Origin of the sequence: Rathayibacter festucae DSM 15932, from assembly GCF_004011135.1 — a bacterium.
Lineage (GTDB): Bacteria > Actinomycetota > Actinomycetes > Actinomycetales > Microbacteriaceae > Rathayibacter > Rathayibacter festucae.
Genome location: NZ_CP028137.1, coordinates 2,186,931 through 2,207,805, shown reverse-complemented (window position 1 = coordinate 2,207,805; position 20,875 = coordinate 2,186,931). Strand labels below are relative to the sequence as shown.

Here is a 20,875-nt window from a genome sequence, read left to right as displayed (position 1 = left end):
GTCGTCACCAGCCGCGGCGGGGGTCCTCGCGGTGCAGACGGCGGAGCTCCCCGCTCGCCGCGGCGAAGGACGGATACGCGGCGTCGATCCGGCCCAGGATCGACAGCATGTCGTTCAGTCGGTGCGGGAGTGCCACGTCGAGCAGATCGTCGTGATGGGCGACCCGGTTGCGGAGCCGCCGGAGTGTCTCGAGCTGGTGCCCGAGAGCGACGCGCGACGCGTCGTCCCGAGGCGCGAGCGGGAACGCGCGGTGCAGCGCCTCCGACCAGAGCAGGGACTGGCGAGTCGGGTCGGACGTCGCGTGGAGGAGGCCCACCCACGCCCCGAAGGTCAGCCTCGACACGACATCGTCGTGCTCGGGTGTCGGAGGGCCGGGACGTCCCGATCGTGATCGCCTGTCCGTCTCACCGTGGGAACGTCGCCGTGCCGTCGTGAGCGGAGCGCGAAGCAGGCTGTAGAGCGGGTCGCCGGTCGCGTGCGGCGACGTCCAGTCGGGGCCCGATCCTCGGTCCGCGTTCCACGTGCGCAGCTCCCTGTCCATCGCGTTCCGCACCGCGATCTCGACGAAGAGGAGCTGGGAGTGCAGTGCTCCGGCCACCCGAGTCGCCCACTGACAGAGCTCGACGGCCCGCTCGTACTCGCCGCTCGCCGCCTCGAGGTGAAAGTCGAACCGCGTTCGTCCGAGCAAGGCGATGAGGGAGGCTCGGGAAATCACGAGAGGGATGCTATTCTGGTCGCCGAGCGCCGGGCTTGGATCGGCGCGTAATACCCCGGGAACCCCCGTCTCTGACGGGGGTTCCCTGTTTCCTCTGACGGGGGTTCTCTGTTTCTCCGCGAGCCGCTTCCACACGTCGCGGCGCCGCCGCGGCAGCGCCGGAGCACCGCGCGCGAGGCGGTAGCCTCGTCACATGCCGGAAATCGATTGGAAGCCTCGTTCGCGCACCGTCACGGACGGCATCGAGGCCACGACGTCGCGCGGGATGCTGCGCGCCGTGGGAATGGGCGATGACGACTGGGAGAAGCCCCAGATCGGCATCGCGTCGTCCTGGAACGAGATCACCCCCTGCAACCTCTCGCTGGAGCGCCTCGCGCGCAGCGCGAAGGAGGGCGTGCACTCGGGCGGCGGGTACCCGCTGCAGTTCGGCACCATCTCCGTCTCGGACGGCATCTCGATGGGCCACGAGGGCATGCACTTCTCGCTCGTCTCACGCGAGGTCATCGCCGACTCCGTCGAGACCGTGATGATGGCCGAGCGCCTCGACGGCACCGTCATGCTGGCCGGCTGCGACAAGTCGCTGCCCGGCATGCTGATGGCCGCCGCGCGGCTCGACCTCGCCGCCGTCTTCGTCTACGCCGGCTCGATCGCGCCGGGCTGGGTCAAGCTGTCCGACGGCACCGAGAAGGACATCACGATCATCGACTCCTTCGAGGCGGTCGGCGGCGTCAAGGCCGGGATCATGTCCGAGGAGGACGCCAAGCGCATCGAGTGCGCCTTCGCCCCGGGCGAGGGCTCCTGCGGCGGCATGTACACCGCCAACACGATGGCCAGCGTCGCCGAGGCGCTCGGGATGAGCCTGCCCGGCTCCGCGTCGCCCGCCGCGGCCGACCGCCGCCGCGACTACTTCGCCCGCAAGTCGGGGGAGGCGGTCGTCGAGCTGCTGCGCAACGGCACCACCGCGCGCGACATCCTGACCAAGGAGGCGTTCGAGAACGCGATCGCCGTGGCGATGGCCTTCGGCGGCTCGACCAACGTCATCCTGCACCTGCTCGCGATCGCGAACGAGGCGGAGGTCGACCTCACGATCGACGACTTCAACCGCATCGGCGACACGATCCCGCACATCGGCGACCTCAAGCCGTTCGGCAAGTACGTCATGAACGACGTCGACCGCCACGGCGGCGTCCCGGCCGTGATGAAGGCCCTGCTCGACGCGGGCCTGCTGCACGGCGACTGCCTCACGGTCACCGGGAAGACCGTCGCCGAGAACCTCGCGGCGATGGACATCGCGCCGCTGGACGGCGAGGTCATCCGCACCCTCGACAACCCGATCCACGCCACCGGCGGACTGACCGTGCTCAAGGGCTCGCTCGCTCCCGAGGGCGCGGTCGTCAAGACGGCCGGCTTCGACGCCTCGGTCTTCGAGGGCCCCGCGCGGGTCTTCGAGCGCGAGCGCGCCGCGATGGACGCGCTCACCGACGGCGAGATCAAGAAGGGCGACGTGGTGGTCATCCGCTACGAGGGCCCCAAGGGCGGCCCCGGGATGCGCGAGATGCTGGCCATCACAGCCGCCATCAAGGGGGCCGGCCTCGGAAAAGATGTACTACTGTTGACCGACGGACGATTCTCAGGCGGCACAACCGGCCTGTGCATCGGCCACATAGCTCCCGAATCGGTGGACGCAGGTCCCATCGCATTCGTTCGCGACGGAGACCCGATTCGGGTCGACATCGCCGCTCGATCGATCGACCTACTCGTCGACGAATCCGAGCTCGCCGCCCGCCGAGAAGGCTGGGCGCCCCTCCCTCCGCGCTACACCCGCGGTGTCCTCGCCAAGTACGCCAAGCTCGTCCGCTCGGCCGCCGAGGGCGCCACCACGGGTTGATCCCGGCCCGCTCGGGCCGGCCGCGCACTCGCGCCTCCCGGGCACCGCTCGCTCGCACTCCGAGCTCCCGGTGCCCGCCGCCGCACACCGCTTCGAAGGAATCGACACCCGCATGACCCCGGACCCGTCCGCCGCGCCTCCCGCCCCGACCCCCCAGCCACCACGCTCCGCCGCGTCCGCGTCCTCGGTCGCTCCCGTCGCCGAGTCGCTCACCGGAGCGCAGGCGGTCGTCCGCTCGCTCGAGATGCTCGGGATCGAGGACGTCTTCGGCCTGCCCGGCGGAGCGATCCTCCCCGTCTACGACCCGCTGATGGACTCGTCCAAGATCCGCCACATCCTGGTCCGCCATGAGCAGGGCGCCGGCCACGCGGCCGAGGGCTACGCCGCGGCGACCGGCAAGCTCGGCGTCTGCATCGCGACCTCCGGGCCCGGTGCGACCAACCTCGTCACGGCGATCGCGGACGCCTACATGGACTCCGTGCCGATGCTCGCGATCACCGGTCAGGTCTTCTCGACGCTGATGGGCACCGACGCCTTCCAGGAGGCGGACATCGTCGGCATCACGATGCCGATCACCAAGCACTCCATCCTGGTCACGCGCCCCGAGGACATCCCCTCGGCGCTCGCCTCCGCCGTGCTGATCGCGACGACGGGCCGCCCCGGCCCGGTGCTCGTCGACATCACCAAGGACGCGCAGCAGGACCAGGCGCCGTTCGTCTGGCCGCCCAAGGTCGACCTCCCCGGCTACCGTCCGGTGACGAAGGCGCACGGCAAGCAGATCCAGGCCGCGGCGCAGCTGCTGGCCGAGGCGAAGAAGCCCGTGCTGTACGTGGGCGGCGGCATCATCCGCGCCCGTGCGGCGGCCGAGCTCCTCGCGTTCGCCGAGGCCTGCGGTGCTCCCGTCGTCACGACGCTGATGGCGCGCGGCGCGTTCCCGGACTCGCACGAGCAGCAGCTGGGCATGCCAGGCATGCACGGCACCGTCCCCGCGGTGCTCGCGCTGCAGGAGTCGGACCTGATCCTGGCGCTCGGCTCGCGCTTCGACGACCGCGTCACCGGCAAGGCGGCGCTCTTCGCGCCGAACGCCAAGGTCGTGCACGTCGACATCGACCCGGCCGAGATCTCGAAGATCCGCACGGCCGACGTCCCGATCGTGGGCGACCTCAAGGACGTCCTGCCGGACCTCACCGACGCGTTCGCGAAGGCGATCGACGGCGCCGCGCCCGACACCGCCGACTGGTGGACCTACCTCAAGGGCCTGCAGGAGGAGTTCCCGCTCGGCTACACCGAGCCGGTCGACGGCCTGCTCTCCCCGCAGTACGTGATCAAGCGCATCGGCGAGATCACCGGACCCGAGGGTGTCTTCGCCTCGGGCGTCGGCCAGCACCAGATGTGGGCGGCGCAGTTCATCAAGTACGAGCGCCCGAACTCCTGGCTCAACTCCGGCGGCGCCGGCACCATGGGCTACTCCGTGCCCGCGGCGATGGGCGCCAAGGTCGGCGAGCCGGACCGCACGGTCTGGGCGATCGACGGCGACGGCTGCTTCCAGATGACCAATCAGGAGCTCGCCACCTGCACGATCAACGACATCCCGATCAAGGTCGCGGTGATCAACAACTCCTCGCTCGGCATGGTGCGCCAGTGGCAGACCCTGTTCTACGAGGGCCGGTACTCCAACACCGACCTCAACACGGGGCACGACACCGTCCGCGTGCCGGACTTCGTGAAGCTCGCGGAGGCCTACGGCGCCCTGGGCATCCGGGTCACCAAGCCGGAGGAGATCGACGCGGCCATCGAGCTGGCGATCGCCACCAACGACCGGCCGGTCGTCATCGACTTCGTGGTCAGCCGCGACTCCATGGTGTGGCCGATGGTCCCGCAGGGCGTCTCGAACAGCTACGTCCAGTACGCCAGAGACCACAGCCCGACCTGGGACGACGAGGAGTAGACCGCATGACCCACCACGTTCTCTCCCTGCTCGTCGAGGACAAGCCGGGACTGCTCACCCGCGTTGCGGGACTGTTCGCGCGCCGCGGCTTCAACATCGAGTCGCTGGCCGTCGGGCCGACCGAGCTCGAGGGGCTCTCGCGCATCACGGTCGCCGTGGACGTCGAGGACCTCCCGCTCGAGCAGGTGACCAAGCAGCTGAACAAGCTGATCAACGTCATCAAGATCGTCGAGCTCGACCCCGACCAGTCGGTGCACCGCGAGCACCTGCTCGTGAAGGTGCGCGTCGACAACGTCACCCGCTCGCAGGTGCTCGAGGCCGTGAACCTCTTCCGCGCCCGCGTGGTCGACGTCGCGACCGACGCCCTCGTGATCGAGGTCACTGGCGACTCCGGCAAGACCACCGCGTTCCTCCGGGTCATCGAGCCCTACGGGATCAAGGAGATCGCCCAGTCGGGCCTGCTGGCCATCGGCCGCGGCTCGAAGTCGATCACCGAGCGCGTCTTCAAGAACTGACGGCTCCGCGCCGTCCCCTCTGCTCCGCCCACTCCACAACCAGAAAAGGAAGCATCACGTGACCGAGCTCATCTACGACGCCGACGCCGATCTCTCCATCATCCAGTCCAAGAAGGTCGCGATCGTCGGCTACGGCTCGCAGGGCCACGCGCACGCGCAGAACCTCCGCGACTCCGGTGTCCAGGTCGTCATCGCTCTCAAGGAGGGGTCGAAGTCGACCGCCAAGGCCGAGGACGACGGGTTCGAGGTCAAGAGCGTCGCCGACGCCGCCGAGTGGGCCGACCTGATCATGATCCTCGCGCCGGACCAGCACCAGCGCGCCATCTACAGCGAGCAGATCGCGGACAAGCTGACCGAGGGCAAGACCCTCGCCTTCGCTCACGGCTTCAACATCCGCTTCGGCTACATCGAGGCCCCCGCGGGCGTCGACGTGATCCTGATCGCGCCGAAGGCCCCCGGCCACACCGTGCGCCGCGAGTTCGTCGCGGGCCGCGGCATCCCGGACATCATCGCCGTCGAGAACGACGCGACCGGCACCGCCTGGGAGACCGCGAAGTCCTACGCGAAGGCCATCGGCGGCACCCGCGCCGGCGTCATCAAGACGACCTTCACCGAGGAGACCGAGACCGACCTGTTCGGCGAGCAGGCCGTGCTCTGCGGCGGCACCTCGCAGCTCGTCCAGTACGGCTTCGAGACCCTCGTCGAGGCCGGCTACCAGCCCGAGATCGCCTACTTCGAGGTGCTCCACGAGCTCAAGCTGATCGTCGACCTGATGTGGGAGGGCGGCATCGCCAAGCAGCGCTGGTCGGTCTCCGACACGGCCGAGTACGGCGACTACGTGTCGGGCCCGCGCGTCATCGACCCGAGCGTCAAGGAGAACATGAAGGCCGTCCTGGGCGACATCCAGAACGGCGCCTTCGCGAAGCGCTTCATCGCGGACCAGGACGCGGGAGCGCCCGAGTTCCAGGAGCTGCGCGCCAAGGGCGAGAAGCACCCGATCGAGGAGACCGGCCGCGAGCTGCGCAAGCTCTTCGCCTGGAAGCAGACCGACGAGGACTACACCGACGGCAGCGTCGCGCGCTAGTCGCCCGATTCTGACGACCTGGAGCCCCGGGCCGTCGGCGGACACCGCTTCTGCGGTGGACGTCGGCGGGGCCGGGGCTCCTTCGCGTCCGGGGGCGATCCGCCTCGGTTGGGCGCCATGCTGGTCGAGCAGCCCCCGAGGGGCGTATCGAGACCCGGTGTCGCCGGCAGGGGTGCTCTGCAGACCCTCGTTCCGGCGGTGGTGGATCTCGATACGCCCGCTGCGCGGGCTACTCGATCAGCATGAAGCGGATGCGGTCCGCCGTGGGGTCGAGCCGACTTCCTCGGAGGGGCTCCACTCATGGTGGTCGAGTAGCCGCGCAGCGGCGTATCGAGACCCGGTGTCGTCAGCAGGGCGGGTCTGCAGACTCTTGTTCTCGCGCGGGTGGATCTCGATACGCCCGCTGCGCGGGCTACTCGATCAGCATGCGCGGAGGCATCTCTCGGATGCGGTCCTCCCATGCTGGTCGAGTAGCCGCGGAGCGGCGTATCGAGACCCGGCGTCATCAGCAGGGCGGGTCTGCAGACCCTTGTTCTTGTGCGGGTGGATCTCGAGACGCCCGCTGTGGGCTGCTCGATCGGCGTTCGCAGCGCGGGAGAGCTCACGGGGGGCGCGGGTAGCGTGGGGCGGATGGAGCGACGGGCGCGGCGGCTGCGGCAGTGGGACGAGGGCGTGGCGGCGGCGCGGGACGGGCTGTCGTACGAGGTGTCGGCGGGGATCGTGCTGTGCGGGGTGGCCGGCGGCGGGCTCGCGGCGGCGCTCGCGCTGGCGTCCGGCGGGATCCTCGAGTCGGCGCCGGTCGCGCTGCGGACGGTGACGGCCTTCGCGCTCGCGCTGATCGCCGGCACGGTCCTCGTGGCGACCGCCACCGCCCTGCGTCGACGGACGGAGGCCGCGGGAGCCCGCTTCGCCCGGGGCGCGTGGCCGGTCCCCGCCGACCTCGGACGGGACGACCTCGAGGAGACCGCCGATCTGCCGTCCGACGTGCGACTGCCGGAGGACGCGCTCTCGCCGACGGACCTCGTCGGCATCCTCGCGCCGTCGCGTGCCGCACGGGCCGAGGCGATGAGGAGGGCGGCCACGCGGGATCTGCGGGCCCGCTCCCTCCTGTTCTCGGCGCTCTCGCTCGTCGGCATCGTCCTCGCGCTCGTCGGCGTGCTGCTGATGATCGCGGTGATCGCCCTGCAGGCCTCGGAGGGGGCCGTGGTCACCGCCGCGGTCGTCGTCGCGACCGGAGCTGCGGCCGGGATCGGCTCGTCCCAGGCGAACGGGCTGCCGCTGGCGGTGCTGCGGGCGTCCGACGCCGCTTTGGCGCGGAGCCGCGGGCTGCTGGTCGAGCGCTGGCCGGGGGATCTCGAGGAGGGACCGCTGTCGGTGCGCGGGGGAGTGGCGGCGATCGACCGCCGTCGGCTGACCGGACTGGCGCGGAGGCCGGCGCCGTCGAGCGCGGGTGCGGGACGGGTGGCGCCGATCGTGATGCTCGCGGTGGCGCTGCTGCTGGTGGCGGGGCTGCCGCTGCTGTCCTAGCGGCCCGCGCTTCGGGGGCCGAGCGACCCCTCGCGCAGAACATCAGTGGAGAGTGCTGCTCATCGCCGATGGCCGATGACGAGTGCTCTCGGCCGATGTTCTGCGCGCGAATGCTCGTCAGCGGGCGGCGTCGCGGGCGAGGCGGCGCAGGCCGCCCTTCGGCGGGACGAGCACGGGATCCGGCCAGCGCGGCGAGAGGTGGTCGCCGAGGGTCACCCGGCGGATCTTCCGGCCGACGAGGGGGAGCACCCAGTCGTGCGCCCAGCGGTACTGGTCGCGCAGCAGCTCGCGCGGCGTGAGCGGCTCGGGCGGGTCCCACGGGCCGGCGGAGATGGTGTGCGGCACGCCGAGGACGTCCAGCACCTGGGCGGCGAGCACGCGGTGCCCGCGCTTGGAGAGGTGCATCCGGTCGCTGGACCACATCGCGGACTCGCGGAACGCCTGCATCCGCCAGTAGTCGACGAGGACGGCGCCGCGCTCGCGGGCGATGCGGCGGACGGCGCTGTTGTAGACGCGGTTGCGCTTCACGAACATCCGCGGGGCGGGCAGCCCGGGGATGTCGAAGCCGGTGAAGAGCACGAGCGACGCGCCCGTCGTCGCCAGGGCGTCGACCAGGTGCTCGTAGCCGTCGATCAGGACGCGCATGTCGGTGCCGAGGTCGAGGATGTCGTTGCCGCCGGCGTAGAGGGTGACGAGGGTCGGCCGCAGTTCGAGCGCGGGCGTCAGCTGCTCCGCGGTGATCTGGGCGAGCCGCTTGGAGCGGATCGCGAGGTTCGCGTACTCCCAGCCGGGTTCGGCGCGGGCGAGCCGGTCGGCCACGCGGTCGGCCCAGCCGCGCACGCCGTTGGGCAGGAGCCGGTGCGGGTCGCCGACGCCCTCGGTGAAGGAGTCGCCGATCGCGACGTAGCGGCGCCGGCCGCCCTCCACCCCTCGTTCGTCCGTCCCCGACTGCTCCGCCATCCCCGAAGGGTCGCCCGCCGGGGAGGCCGGGCGGTGACGCAGCGGTGGCGGGGAGGTGTCGGGCTGCTCCGAGCCGACGGCGAGGCCGCGCGGCTAGGGTGTTGCGGTGATCGACAGCAGACCCGAGGACGACCGGGACGACGACGCGCTCAGCTGGGCGGGCGAGGGCGGCGACCCCACCCTGGTGGCGGGCGACGCTCCGGTGCGGCGCCGGACGCCCCGTGCCGTGCGCTCGGCTCCGGAGGTCCGCGCGGCGCGCGAGGGCGACGTCGACGAGCTGCCGGACGAGCTCCGCGAGGACGACGACGAGCTCGAGGACGACGACGAGCTGGAGGACGACGAGCGCGACGCCGCCGACGCGGCGGCCGCCTCCTCCGTGCTGCTGGTCGCGATGGGCGTCGCCGCGGGCCTGTACCTGCTCTGGACGATCGGCTGGATGATCACCGCGACGCGGCAGAACGCCACGGTCGCCGGGACGTTCGGGGGCGACCCGCTCGGCGGCGGACTCTACGGCCTCGGACTCTGGCTCGCGGTCGCGGGGCCGGCGGCCTGGTTCGCCGCCGTGCTGCTCGGCACGCGGAGCGCCCGCACGCGCACCCGGGTTCTCTGGCTGATCGCCGGGCTGATCCTGCTGGCACCCCTGCCGTTCCTGAAGGGGGCGTGATGAGCGACACCGCATCGACCGGCTCCGCCGCGACCGACTCCACCTCCACCGACTCCGTCGCGACCGACATCTCGGCGAAGGCGACCCTCGGCGGCGGCGCGCGCCGCAGCGACCCGCGCCGGCGCCTCCTCCTCTCGGTGCTGATCGCCGCGGTCTTCGCCCTGTTCTTCGCCTGGGACGTCTGGGAGGGGATCGGCAACCTGGTCGGGCTGCGCACCTACGCCGCCACGCTCGGCACCGACCTGAACGGCACGGGCTGGACGGTGCTGCTGCTCGGGCTGGCGCTGCCGGTGGTCTGCTTCGTGCTGGCACTGGTGCTCGGCCGCCGGCGCGGGCTCCTGGCGCGGACCGGGCTGCTGTTCGCGGCGCTCTGCCTCTCCGCGGCGCTGTCGCTCGACGTGCAGCTGATCCTCGGATTCGAGAGCCTCGTCTCGCTGTAGTCCGCGGTCGCGCGCGCGGTCGAGGCCGGGCGTCACACGGCCGGGGACGACTGCGGCCCTCCGCTACAGTGGCGGGGGCTCCACCGGCCCTCGTGCTCGGTGCCCGCTCCGTCCCCTCCCCGAAGGAAGCGCCTCTCGTGACTAAGCCGGTCGTCCTGATCGCCGAAGAACTCTCGCCCGCCACCGTGGACGCCCTCGGTCCCGACTTCGAGATCCGCTCCGTGGACGGCACCGACCGCCCCGCGCTGCTCGAGGCGCTCGGCTCGGCCGACGCGATCCTGGTCCGCTCCGCGACGCAGGTCGACGCCGAGGCGATCGCCGCGGCCCCCTCGCTGAAGGTCGTCGCGCGCGCCGGCGTGGGCCTCGACAACGTCGACATCACCGCCGCGACCGCCGCGGGCGTCATGGTCGTGAACGCGCCGACCTCGAACATCATCTCCGCCGCCGAGCTCACCGTCGGCCACATCCTGAGCCTCGCCCGGCACATCCCTGCGGCGCACAGCGCGCTCGCGCAGGGCCTTTGGAAGCGCTCGAAGTACACCGGTGTCGAGCTCTACGAGAAGACGGTCGGCATCATCGGCCTCGGCCGCATCGGCGCGCTGATCACCGCGCGCCTGCAGGCCTTCGGCGTGAACGTCGTCGCCTACGACCCCTACGTCACCAGCGCCCGCGCGCAGCAGCTCGGCGTGACGCTCCTGCCGCTCGAGGAGCTCCTCGCGCAGAGCGACTTCATCACCATCCACATGCCGAAGACCCCGGAGACCACCGGGATGATCTCGGACGCGCAGCTCGCGCTGATGAAGCCGACCGCGTTCCTGGTGAACGTCGCCCGCGGCGGGCTGATCGACGAGGACGCGCTGCACCGCGCGCTCGTCGCCAAGACCATCGCCGGCGCCGGGCTCGACGTGTTCGTGAAGGAGCCGCCGACCGACTCGCCGCTGCTGGCCCTCGAGAACGTGGTCGTCACTCCGCACCTCGGTGCGTCGACGGACGAGGCGCAGGAGAAGGCGGGCGTCTCGGTCGCGAAGTCGGTGCGCCTCGCGCTCTCGGGCGAGCTCGTGCCGGACGCGGTGAACGTCGCCGGTGGGGTCATCGATCCGTACGTCCGCCCGGGCATCCCGCTGGTCGAGAAGCTGGGCCAGGTCTTCTCCGGCCTCGCCGCCTCGCCGGTCACGTCGATCGACGTCGAGGTGCGCGGCGAGCTCGCCGGCTTCGACGTCAAGGTGCTCAAGCTCGCGGCGCTCAAGGGCGTCTTCAGCAACGTGGTGTCGGAGACGGTGTCGTACGTCAACGCGCCGGTGCTCGCGGAGCAGCGCGGCATCGAGGTGCGCCTGATCACGGACGCGGTCTCGGACGAGTACCGCAACGTGATCACGCTCCGCGGCGCCCTCTCGGACGGCTCGCAGATCTCGGTCTCGGGCACGCTGACCGGCACCAAGCAGGTCGAGAAGCTCGTCGCGATCAACGGCTACGACGTCGAGGTGCCGCTCGCGAAGCACCACGTGGTGATGAGCTACGTCGACCGTCCCGGGATCGTCGCCGTCTACGGCCGCGAGTTCGGCGAGGCGTCCGTGAACATCGCGGGCATGCAGATCGCGCGCACCGAGGCGGGCGGCAAGGCCCTCTCGGTGATCACGATCGACTCGCCGGCGCCGGACGGACTGCTGGAGAAGGTCCGCGTCGCGATCGACGCCGACCTGATGCAGGAGATCGACATCACCGAGTAGGTCCGAGCGCGGCGGAGGAGACGGCAGCATGGAGCGCAGATTCGCCCAGGTCGACGTGTTCGGTGCGGAGCCGTTCCTCGGCAACCCGGTGGCGGTGGTCGTGGACGGCGACGGGGTCTCCGACGCGTCGATGGCCGTGTTCGCGCGCTGGACGAACCTGTCGGAGACGACGTTCCTGCTGCCGCCCACGACCCCGGAGGCCGACTACCGGCTGCGGATCTTCACGCCGCGGCGCGAGCTGCCCTTCGCGGGGCACCCGACGCTCGGCAGCGCGCACGCGTGGCTCGCGGCCGGCGGAGTGCCGCGCGACGCCGGAGTGCTGGTGCAGGAGTGCGCGGGCGGGCTCGTGCGGCTCCGGGTGTCGGACGGGGCGATCGCGTTCGCGGCGCCGCCGCGGCAGCGCACGGGGCCGGTGGACGAGCCGGCGCTGGCGCGTGCGGCGGCGGCGCTGGGACTCGCGCGCGAGGAGATCCTCGGGCACGAGTGGGCCGACAACGGGCCGGGCTGGCTGGCGCTGCGGCTGGAGTCCGCGGAGCGGGTGCTCGCGATCCGGCCGGAGTCGGCGCGGCTCGGCGGGCTCGCGGTCGGCGTGGTCGGACCGCATCCGGCGGGGGCGGAGTGCGCCTTCGAGGTGCGCGCGTTCATCCCGGACGCGGGGGTGGCGGAGGATCCTGTGACGGGCAGCCTGAACGCGGGGATCGCGCAGTGGCTGATCGGGGCCGGGCTGGCGCCCGAGCGGTACGTCGCGGCGCAGGGGACCGCGATGGGGCGCGCGGGACAGGTGCTCGTGGAGCGCGTGGGCGACGACGTGTGGATCGGCGGGGCGACGGCGACGCTGATCGAGGGGACCGTGCGGCTGTAGGCGGCGGGTCTCGATACGCCGGCCTTCGGCCGGCTACTCGACCAGCATGATTTTCGGCATGGCACGGCACGGCATGGCAGGGCAGCGCGTGGCAGGCGCGGCAGGGCGCGGAAACGCGGCGCAGGCGCGGCAGCGGCTGCTCCTTCTCGCTGATCGAGTAGGTCGCGGAGCGGGCGTATCGAGATCCGGCGTGCTGGCGGTGGTGGGTCTCGATACGCCGGCCTTCGGCCGGCTACTCGACCAGCATGCTCCGCGGTCTGCGGCCGACTACTCGGATAGGAAAGAGGGCGGGCGGCCGGGACGGCGCCGCTCCTCCGGGGTCAGCTGGGGAGGAGGCGGGCGATGACGGCGAGGACGTCGGCGGCCTCGCCGCGGGGGCTGTCGCCGGTGGGGAGCAGGGCGGAGTTGTAGTAGAGGCCGTCGCTGAGCAGGACGATGGCGCGGGCGACCAGGGGGTCGCCGACGGCCTCGGCGACGACGGCGTACCAGCTGTCGTGGATGCGGGCGAGGCCGGCGCTCGCGCGCTCGTCGTGGCCCTGGGCCACGCGCGAGACGGCGAGGATGGTGCGGTCGAAGGGGGTGTCCGCGGCGAACGAGGTGCGGATCAGGTACGGCACGACGCCCTCGTCGGACGTGCGGATCCGGTCGATGTCCTCGGCGAGGCGGTCGTCCAGGCGTCCGACGAGTCCGTCGACGAGGGCGTCCTTCGAGGGGAAGTGGTAGAGCAGCCCGCCCTTGGAGACTCCGGCGGCCTTCGCGACGGCGTCGAGGGTGGCCGAGCGCTCGCCCTGCTCGATCAGCAGGGCCTCGAACGCGTCGAGGACGCGGTCGCGGGCGGGGGCGGCGGGCATGGGCTCCATCCTAGGGACGGATCCCGGTTCCGCCCCTGGCTACTGTACCGGCTGGACGGTATACTCGGTCGCGATCACCCCGTTCGAGAGAGAGCACCACTGTGTCCGCCCGCACCGCACCCGTCAGCACCATCACGACCCCCGGCCCCGCCTCGCGCGCCGCCGTCGAGCCCGACGGTCCCCGCGTCGGGCGCCGCGCCTGGTTCGCGCTGGCCGTGCTGATGCTGCCGGTGCTGCTCGTCTCGGTCGACAACACCGTCCTCAACTTCGCGCTGCCGCTGATCGCCGAGGACCTCGGTCCCTCCGGCACCGAGCTGCTCTGGATCGTCGACGCCTACCCGCTCGTGCTCGCCGGACTGCTGGTGGCGATGGGCAGCCTCGGCGACCGGGTCGGCCGGCGGAAGCTCCTGCTGATCGGCGCGGTCGGCTTCGCGGTCGTCTCGGTCGCGGCGGCCTTCGCGCCGACGGCCGGCGCCCTGATCGCCGCGCGCGCCGCGCTCGGTCTCTTCGGCGCGACCCTGATGCCCTCCACCCTCTCCCTCCTGCGCAGCCTCTTCCCGAACCGCGACCAGCGCCGGATGGCGATCGCGATCTGGGCCACCGGCTTCGCGGTCGGCTCGGCCGTCGGCCCGCTGGTCGGCGGCGTGCTGCTGGAGAACTTCCCCTGGGGCTCCGTGTTCCTGCTCGCGGTGCCGGTCCTGCTGCCGCTGGTGGTGCTCGCGCCGATCCTGGTGCCGGAGTCGCGTGACCCGGAGCCGGGCCCGGTCGACGTGGTCAGCATCGTCCTCTCGCTCGCGACGATGGCGCCGATCGTCTACGCGATCAAATCGGCCGCCGAGCACGGGATCGACGCGGTCGCGGTGCTCTCGCTCGTGGTCGGCGTGGTCAGCGGCGTGCTCTTCGTGCGCCGGCAGCAGCGCCGCGAGGTGCCGATGCTCGACCTCTCGCTCTTCCGCCGCGGCTCGTTCAGCGCGGCGATCGTGGTCAACCTGCTCAGCGTCGTCGCGCTGGTGGGCGGTCTGTTCTTCGTCTCGCAGCACCTCCAACTCGTGGTCGGCCTCTCGCCGCTCGAGGCGGGGCTGGTGCTGGTGCCGGGACTCGTCGTGATGATCGGCGCGGGGCTCGGCGTGGTGCCGATCGCCCGGCGGATCTCGCCGCGGATCGTCGTGCCGGCCGGACTCGTGATCTCGGCGGTGGGCTACGCGCTGCTCGCGATCGGCAGTGCGGCACCCGGCGGCGCCTCCGCGCTGACCGTCGCGGTCTCGTTCGCATTCCTCGGCCTCGGGATCGGCGCGGCCGAGACGGTCTCCAACGAGCTGGTGCTCGCGAACGCGCCGGCCGACAAGGCCGGGTCCGCCTCGGCGGTGTCGGAGACGGCGTACGAGCTCGGCGCGGTGCTCGGCACGGCGACGCTCGGCACGGTGCTGACGGCCGCCTACCGGAGCGGCGTGGTGCTGCCCGAGGGCCTCGACGCCGGCCAGGCGCAGCGCGCGGGGGAGACCCTGGGCGGCGCGGTCGCGGTCGCGGGCGAGCTCCCGGCCGAGTCCGCGTCGAGCCTGCTCGCCTCGGCCGGAGCCGCGTTCGACGCGGGCGTCGGCTGGTCGGCCTGGATCGGCGTCGGGCTGGTGCTGCTTGCCGGTGTCGTCGCGGCCTGGCGCCTGCGCCGGAGCTGACGCGGCGCGACCGGCGCGGGCGGCGGCCCGAGAGTACGCTGGGCTGGTCTCCTGCCCCGCACGCTCGAGCGCTCCGCGCGCCCAGTCCTCTGGACGCGCAGCACTCCGGCCCGTGCCCCCCGCACGTCTGAGGACCGCCATGACCCGCACCGTGAAGCTCGCCGTCATCCCCGGAGACGGGATCGGACCGGAGGTGATCGCCGAGGCCGTGAAGGTCCTCGACGCCGTCACCGCCGACTCCGACCTGGTGATCGAGAAGACGCCGTTCTCGCTCGGCGCCGGCCGGTTCCTCGAGACCGGTGACGTCCTCACCGACGAGGACCTCGCCTCGATCTCCGCGCACGACGCGATCCTGCTCGGCGCCGTCGGCGGCGTGCCCGGCGACCCGCGCCTGAAGGACGCGAACATCGAGCGCGGGCTGCTGCTGCGCCTGCGCTTCGCGCTCGACCACTACGTGAACCTCCGCCCGACCCGCCTCTACGCGGGCGTGTCGTCGCCGCTGTCGGCGCCCGGCGAGGTCGACTTCGTCGTCGTCCGCGAGGGCACCGAGGGGCCGTACGTCGGCAACGGCGGGTCGATCCGCCAGGGGACGCCGCACGAGATCGCGAACGAGGTCTCCGTGAACACGGCCTACGGCGTCGAGCGCGTCGTCCGGCACGCCTTCGAGCTGGCCCGCAAGCGCCGCTCGAAGCTGACGCTGGTGCACAAGACGAACGTCCTGGTCTTCGCGGGCTCGCTCTGGAAGCGGCTCGTGGACGAGGTGGGGGCCACCTACGAGGACGTGGCCGTCGACTACCTCCACGTGGACGCGGCGACGATCTTCCTGGTGACCGATCCTGCTAGGTTCGACGTCATCGTCACCGACAACCTGTTCGGCGACATCCTGACCGATCTGGCCGGCGCGATCAGCGGCGGCATCGGACTCGCGGCCTCGGGCAACATCAACCCCGACGGCGCGTTCCCCAGCATGTTCGAGCCGGTCCACGGATCCGCGCCCGACATCGCCGGGAAGCAGCTCGCCGATCCGACCGCCGCGATCCTGTCGGTGGCGCTGCTGCTCGACCACCTGGGTCGCGGCGACGAGGCCGCCCGCGTGACGGCCGCCGTGACCGCCGACATCGAGTCGCGCGACGGCACCCCGCGCTCCACGGCCGCGATCGGCGACTCCGTCGTCTCGCGGCTCCGCTGACCCTCCTCTCCGGCCCCCGCCCCCGGGCCCCACACCACTCCAGGAAGAACCCCTCATGACCGACACCCTCCCCGCGCAGGACCTCGCCTTCGAGGTGACCGCCAACCCCGCGCCCCGCTCCGACGAGGAGCGCGCCCGCATCCTCGCGAACCCCGGATTCGGGGTCCACTTCACCGACCACATGGTCGACATCCGCTGGTCGCGCGCCGGCGGCTGGGACCAGGCGCGCGTCGAGCCGTACGGCCCGATCCAGCTGGACCCGGCCGCGGCCGTGCTGCACTACGCGCAGGAGATCTTCGAGGGGATGAAGGCCTACCGTCACGCGGACGGCTCGATCTGGACCTTCCGCCCCGAGGCGAACGCCGGCCGGCTGCAGCGATCGGCCCGCCGGCTCGCGCTGCCCGAGCTGCCGACCGAGCTGTTCGTCGAGTCGCTGCGGCAGCTGATCGCGGCGGACGGCGCCTGGGTGCCGTCCGAGCCGGAGACGAGCCTGTACCTGCGGCCGTTCATGTTCGCCAAGGAGGCGTTCCTCGGCGTGCGCGCGGCCGAGGAGGTCGGCTACTACGTGATCGCGAGCCCGGCGGGCGCCTACTTCTCCGGCGGCGTGGCCCCGGTGTCGATCTGGCTGTCGACGTCCTTCGCCCGCGCGGGCAAGGGTGGCACCGGTGCGGCGAAGACCGGCGGCAACTACGCCTCGTCGCTGCTGCCGCAGCAGGAGGCGTACCAGCACGGCTGCGCGCAGGTGCTCTTCCTCGACTCGCAGGAGTCGCGCTGGATCGAGGAGCTCGGCGGCATGAACGTGGTGCTGGTGAAGAAGGACGGCACGCTCGTCACGCCGGAGTCGGACTCGATCCTCGAGGGGATCACCCGCGACAGCGTGCTGCAGCTCGCCGAGGACCGCGGCCACCGCGTGGAGCGCCGCCAGGTGTCGATCGACGAGTGGCGCGACGGGGTCGAGTCCGGCGACGTGGTGGAGGTGTTCGCCTGCGGGACCGCGGCGGTCATCACTCCGATCGCCGAGCTCAAGGGCGACGGCTTCTCGGTGGGCCACGAGGGCGCGCCGGCCGGCGCTCTGACGATGTCGCTGCGCGAGGAGCTGACCGACATCCAGTACGGACGTCGCGAGGACACGCACGGCTGGATGACGAGGTTGGACGCATGAAGATCGCACGATTCGCCACGCAGCGCTCCGGGGACAACGGGGGCGCGATCCACTTCGGGATCCTGGACGAGGACGACCTGGTCGTGCTCGCCGGGGACCCGATGTTCGCGGGCTTCGAGACCACGGGGGAGCGGATCCCGCTCGCCGAGGCGAAGCTGCTCGCGCCGGTCATCCCGCGCTCGAAGGTGATCGGGATCGGCAAGAACTACTCCGACCACGCCGCCGAGATGGGCGGCGACGCTCCGGCCGAGCCGCTGATGTTCCTGAAGCCGAACACCTCGGTGATCGGGCCGGACGAGGCGATCGTGCTGCCCGAGGACAGCCAGCAGGTGGAGTTCGAGGGCGAGCTCGCGGTCGTGATCGGGGCCATCGCGCGGAACGTGCGGGCGGAGGACTACGAGGACGTCGTCTTCGGCTACACGATCGCGAACGACGTCACGGCGCGCGACCTGCAGAAGTCGGACGGGCAGTGGGCGCGGGCGAAGGGCTACGACACGTTCTGCCCGATCGGGCCGGTCATCGAGACCGAGTTCGTCTGGAACGAGAGCGCGCTCGAGACGCGGGTGAACGGGCGGCGGATGCAGTCCGGCAACACGGGCGACATGATCCACGGGGTGCCCGAGATCATCGCCTACGTCTCGCGGGTGTTCACGCTGCTGCCGGGCGACATCATCCTGACCGGGACGCCCGCCGGCGTCGGACCGATCGCCAACGGCGACACGGTCGCGATCGACATCGAGGGCATCGGCACGCTGTTCAGCCCGGTGGTGTCCCGAGCCTGACGCTCGTCGCGAGATGCCACTTGTGCACGCTTTTCACGGCGTGTCGCGTGCACAAGTGGCATCTCGCGGTCGGTGACGGGCTCGAGTCAGTCGGCGGAGGCGCGGTCGTCGGTGACGGGGCCGTCGGTGTCGTCCGGGAGGTCGGCGTCGCCGGAGACGGTGTCGCCGGCGCTGTCGCCCTCCGTGACGGTGTCGGAGACGCCGCGGTCGATGGCGGTGCCGCCGGGAGCGGCGCCCGCAGCGCTCGCGTCGGTCGCGTCCTCGTCGGGCAGCACGGTCTGGGCGCCGCCGGTGTTCGGGGTCAGGTCGGACTCCTGCTCGGGCAGGTCCTCGTTCACGTTCTCGGGCACGGGGGCTCCTCTCGTCGGTGGATCCATCGGAGCACGCGGGTGGTCGCGGGCGGCAGGGTCTTGACACGTTCCGGCGGTAGGTAGGTCTCGATACGCGCCTGCGGCGCTACTCGACCAGCATGGTTGGGCTGCAGCGCTGCTCGAACAGCATGGGGGCGCTCCGGCGCTCTGCGACCGGCACGGGGCGGGGCCGTGGCTTCACCGTGCTCCCCGGAGCTGTCAAGTGGAGACGCTCGACGGGGACGGAGTCGTAGCGTCGAAGCATGAGCTCGTCCCGCACGACCCGCAGTTCCGATACCACCGCCACGACCAAGAGCACTGCCACGACGACCGCCGCCGCCGAGAAGGGCCGCGCGAAGAAGACCGCAGCGTCGACCGCCAAAGCGGAGAAGAGCGCTGCGAAGAAGACCACTGCGAAGGTCGCCACCGCGAAGACGACCACCGCGACGAAGAGCGCTGCGAAGACGAGCACCGCGACGAAGGGCGTTGCGAAGACGACCGGCGCGAAGGCCGCTTCCGCGAAGAAGACCACCGCGAAGAAGAGCACGCGCGGCACGATCGATCGGATCGCTCGCGAGGACTTCGGCTGGACGTCGCTGCTGCCGGGGCAGCGCGAGGCGATCGAGTCGGCCGCCGCGGGCCGGGACACGCTGCTCGTGCTCGCCACGGGCGGCGGCAAGTCCGCCGTCTACCAGATCGCCGGCGCCGAGCGCGGGGGCGTCGTGCTCGTCGTCTCACCGCTCGTCGCGCTGCAGGCCGACCAGCTCGCCTCGATCGAGGCCGCGCCGGCCGCGCCGCCCGCCGTCGCCATCAACTCCGCGCAGGGCACGGCCGCCGTCGCGCGGGCCTGGGAGCGCATCGACGAGGGCGGCCCGCTGTACGTGCTGCTCGCTCCGGAGCAGCTGGCCAAGGAGGAGAACGTCGCCCGGCTCGCCGCGGCCGGCGTCTCGCTCCTGGTCGTCGACGAGGCGCACTGCGTCTCCTCCTGGGGCCACGACTTCCGCCCGGACTACCTGCGGCTGAAGGACGTCCGCAGTGCGCTGGGCGACCCGCCCGTGCTCGCGATGACGGCCACCGCCTCCCGGCCGGTGCGCGAGGAGATCATCGACCGGCTCGGCATGACCGACCCCGAGGTGCAGGTGCACGGCGTCGACCGCCCCGAGATCCGCCTCGTGGTGCACCGTCACGAGAGCGAGAACGAGAAGCGCGCGGCCGTCGCCGAGGAGGCTCGGAGCTGGACCGCTCCGGGGCTCGTCTACGTGGCCACGCGCAAGGAGACGGAGACCTACGCGGCGGAGATCGCTGCCGAGGGCCGCTCCGTCGCGGCGTACCACGCGGGGCTCAAGACGAGCGAGCGGCGCGATGTGCACCGGCAGTGGCGCGACGGCGAGCTGGACGTCGTCGTCGCCACCTCCGCCTTCGGCATGGGGATCGACCGCGGCGACGTGCGCTTCGTGCTGCACGCGACGACGTCCGAGTCGCTCGACGCGTACTACCAGGAGATCGGACGGGCCGGTCGCGACAGCGAGCCCGCGACGGCCGCGCTGCACTACCGGCTCGAGGACCTCGGGCTGCGCCGGTTCTTCGCCAAGCGCCGGGTCGAGCCGGCCGCGCTGCGGGTGGTGTGGGCGGCCGTGTCCGACAAGCCGGGCGTGCAGGTCGACGAGCTGGCGGAGGCGCTGGGCAAGTCGCCGCGCACCGTCGCGCGGCTGGTGAACGATCTGGCCGAGGCGGACCTGCTCGAGACTGACGGCGGCCTGCGGGCCGTGAGCGACGCCGGCGGGGACGACGCGGTCCGCGCGGTGAAGGAGGAGCTCTCATCCCGCGAGCGCATCGCGGAGTCGCGGCTGTCGATGATGCGGGCCTACGCGGAGACCTCGCAGTGCCGGCGGCGCGTGCTGCTGGACTACTTCGGCGTCGAGGGTCCGGAGTGGTGCGGCAACTGCGACGGCTGCGAGCGGCACGAGGCGCGCCAGGAGGCGGCCGACGAGGCGGCGTCCGCGGCTCCCTCCGAGGCGCCGATGAGCGTCGACGAGGCCGTCGAGCACCGCGAGTGGGGTGCAGGGACCGTCATGAGCGTCGAGGACGACCGCGCGACGATCTTCTTCGAGTCCGAGGGCTACAAGGTGCTCTCGTTCGCGGCGCTGGAGTCCGGCGTCCTGCGGGAGCGCGAGGCCGTCTCGGCCTGAGTGCGGGCGGGGCGGGGTCTCGATACGCCGTCCTGCGGACGGCTACTCGACCAGCAGGGATGGGCGGCGTCTTCGATGGAGAGGACGCCTTGTCCGGAAGCGACGTTCATGCTGATCGAATAGCGCGCGCGGCTGGCGCCTCGAGATCCACCTGAGTCAGGAGACCGGGTCTGCAGGCCGTCCTGCTGAGGACGGGAGGTCTCGATACGCCCTTTCGGGGCTACTCGACCAGCTTGAAAGGGCAGCCGCACCGCAGTGCGACCTTTCATCGTGACGCGGGGTGCTCGATCAGCGTGAAGGGGCAGCCGCACCGAAGGTGCGACCTCCGCGCGCGGGTGCTGTCCGCGCC

Annotated in this window: 18 protein-coding genes; 14 read left to right on the top strand and 4 right to left on the bottom strand. The window is 72.0% G+C overall.

Annotated elements, in window-relative coordinates:
• Positions 1 to 4: 4 nt before the first annotated feature.
• Entirely contained in the window at positions 5 to 343 is a 339-nt protein-coding gene (locus tag C1I64_RS10335; RefSeq protein WP_127887139.1) for a hypothetical protein, read from the bottom strand.
• A 565-nt stretch (positions 344 to 908) separates the two neighbouring features.
• Here C1I64_RS10335 and ilvD point away from each other — a divergent pair.
• The 5 genes from ilvD to C1I64_RS10310 all read left to right on the top strand — a co-directional run bounded on the left by ilvD (position 909) and on the right by C1I64_RS10310 (position 7,677).
• Complete coding sequence (gene ilvD / locus C1I64_RS10330; RefSeq protein WP_123447980.1) at positions 909 to 2,603, top strand: dihydroxy-acid dehydratase; 1,695 nt, start codon at positions 909 to 911, stop codon at positions 2,601 to 2,603.
• A gap of 112 nt (positions 2,604 to 2,715) precedes the next feature.
• Positions 2,716 to 4,551 (top strand): acetolactate synthase large subunit, encoded by a 1,836-nt coding sequence (locus C1I64_RS10325; protein ID WP_127887138.1) that lies wholly within the window; start codon positions 2,716 to 2,718, stop codon positions 4,549 to 4,551.
• Positions 4,552 to 4,556: 5 nt separating this feature from the next.
• On the top strand, positions 4,557 to 5,066 hold the full coding sequence (gene ilvN, locus C1I64_RS10320; RefSeq protein WP_123447978.1) for an acetolactate synthase small subunit: 510 nt from the start codon (positions 4,557 to 4,559) through the stop codon (positions 5,064 to 5,066).
• A gap of 19 nt (positions 5,067 to 5,085) precedes the next feature.
• The gene (gene ilvC, locus C1I64_RS10315; RefSeq protein WP_279392109.1) at positions 5,086 to 6,150 is read left to right on the top strand and encodes a ketol-acid reductoisomerase; all 1,065 of its coding nucleotides are present in this window, start codon (positions 5,086 to 5,088) and stop codon (positions 6,148 to 6,150) included.
• Between the two features lie 630 nt (positions 6,151 to 6,780).
• The gene (locus C1I64_RS10310; protein ID WP_127887137.1) at positions 6,781 to 7,677 is read left to right on the top strand and encodes a hypothetical protein; all 897 of its coding nucleotides are present in this window, start codon (positions 6,781 to 6,783) and stop codon (positions 7,675 to 7,677) included.
• Positions 7,678 to 7,794: 117 nt separating this feature from the next.
• On the opposite strand, the gene C1I64_RS10305 is transcribed toward C1I64_RS10310, so the two are convergent.
• Positions 7,795 to 8,637, bottom strand: coding sequence for an SGNH/GDSL hydrolase family protein (locus C1I64_RS10305; RefSeq protein WP_127887136.1), 843 nt, complete (start codon positions 8,635 to 8,637; stop codon positions 7,795 to 7,797).
• Positions 8,638 to 8,743: 106 nt separating this feature from the next.
• Between C1I64_RS10305 and C1I64_RS10300 the strand changes: the two genes are divergently transcribed.
• From C1I64_RS10300 to C1I64_RS10285, 4 genes are all read left to right on the top strand, one after another.
• Complete coding sequence (locus C1I64_RS10300) at positions 8,744 to 9,301, top strand: hypothetical protein (RefSeq protein ID WP_127887135.1); 558 nt, start codon at positions 8,744 to 8,746, stop codon at positions 9,299 to 9,301.
• Positions 9,301 to 9,741, top strand: coding sequence for a hypothetical protein (locus C1I64_RS10295; protein ID WP_127887134.1), 441 nt, complete (start codon positions 9,301 to 9,303; stop codon positions 9,739 to 9,741). Before C1I64_RS10300 ends, C1I64_RS10295 begins: the two co-directional genes overlap by 1 nt.
• A gap of 137 nt (positions 9,742 to 9,878) precedes the next feature.
• On the top strand, positions 9,879 to 11,468 hold the full coding sequence (gene serA / locus C1I64_RS10290; protein ID WP_123447972.1) for a phosphoglycerate dehydrogenase: 1,590 nt from the start codon (positions 9,879 to 9,881) through the stop codon (positions 11,466 to 11,468).
• Positions 11,469 to 11,496: 28 nt separating this feature from the next.
• A complete protein-coding gene (locus tag C1I64_RS10285; protein ID WP_127887133.1) occupies positions 11,497 to 12,330 on the top strand; it encodes a PhzF family phenazine biosynthesis protein in 834 nt (277 codons plus the stop codon).
• Positions 12,331 to 12,650: 320 nt separating this feature from the next.
• Here C1I64_RS10285 and C1I64_RS20745 read toward each other — a convergent pair whose 3' ends face one another.
• Positions 12,651 to 13,181 (bottom strand): TetR/AcrR family transcriptional regulator, encoded by a 531-nt coding sequence (locus C1I64_RS20745; protein ID WP_123447970.1) that lies wholly within the window; start codon positions 13,179 to 13,181, stop codon positions 12,651 to 12,653.
• A 131-nt stretch (positions 13,182 to 13,312) separates the two neighbouring features.
• On the opposite strand from C1I64_RS20745, the gene C1I64_RS10275 reads away from it, so the two are divergent.
• The 4 genes from C1I64_RS10275 to C1I64_RS10260 all read left to right on the top strand — a co-directional run bounded on the left by C1I64_RS10275 (position 13,313) and on the right by C1I64_RS10260 (position 17,987).
• Complete coding sequence (locus tag C1I64_RS10275) at positions 13,313 to 14,854, top strand: MFS transporter (protein ID WP_244209579.1); 1,542 nt, start codon at positions 13,313 to 13,315, stop codon at positions 14,852 to 14,854.
• A gap of 139 nt (positions 14,855 to 14,993) precedes the next feature.
• Entirely contained in the window at positions 14,994 to 16,043 is a 1,050-nt protein-coding gene (locus tag C1I64_RS10270; RefSeq protein WP_127887132.1) for a 3-isopropylmalate dehydrogenase, read from the top strand.
• 55 nt (positions 16,044 to 16,098) lie between these two features.
• Positions 16,099 to 17,205, top strand: coding sequence for a branched-chain amino acid aminotransferase (locus tag C1I64_RS10265; protein WP_123734014.1), 1,107 nt, complete (start codon positions 16,099 to 16,101; stop codon positions 17,203 to 17,205).
• Positions 17,202 to 17,987 (top strand): fumarylacetoacetate hydrolase family protein, encoded by a 786-nt coding sequence (locus C1I64_RS10260; RefSeq protein ID WP_127887131.1) that lies wholly within the window; start codon positions 17,202 to 17,204, stop codon positions 17,985 to 17,987. The genes C1I64_RS10265 and C1I64_RS10260 overlap by 4 nt, the downstream gene beginning before the upstream one ends.
• Positions 17,988 to 18,073: 86 nt before the next feature.
• Here C1I64_RS10260 and C1I64_RS10255 read toward each other — a convergent pair whose 3' ends face one another.
• Positions 18,074 to 18,337: a hypothetical protein gene (locus C1I64_RS10255; protein ID WP_127887130.1), complete on the bottom strand. Its 264-nt coding sequence runs from the start codon at positions 18,335 to 18,337 to the stop codon at positions 18,074 to 18,076.
• Between the two features lie 263 nt (positions 18,338 to 18,600).
• Here C1I64_RS10255 and C1I64_RS10250 point away from each other — a divergent pair, with 263 nt between their 5' ends.
• Positions 18,601 to 20,526, top strand: a complete 1,926-nt coding sequence (locus C1I64_RS10250; protein WP_127887129.1) for a RecQ family ATP-dependent DNA helicase — start codon at positions 18,601 to 18,603, stop codon at positions 20,524 to 20,526.
• Positions 20,527 to 20,875 lie beyond the last annotated feature (349 nt).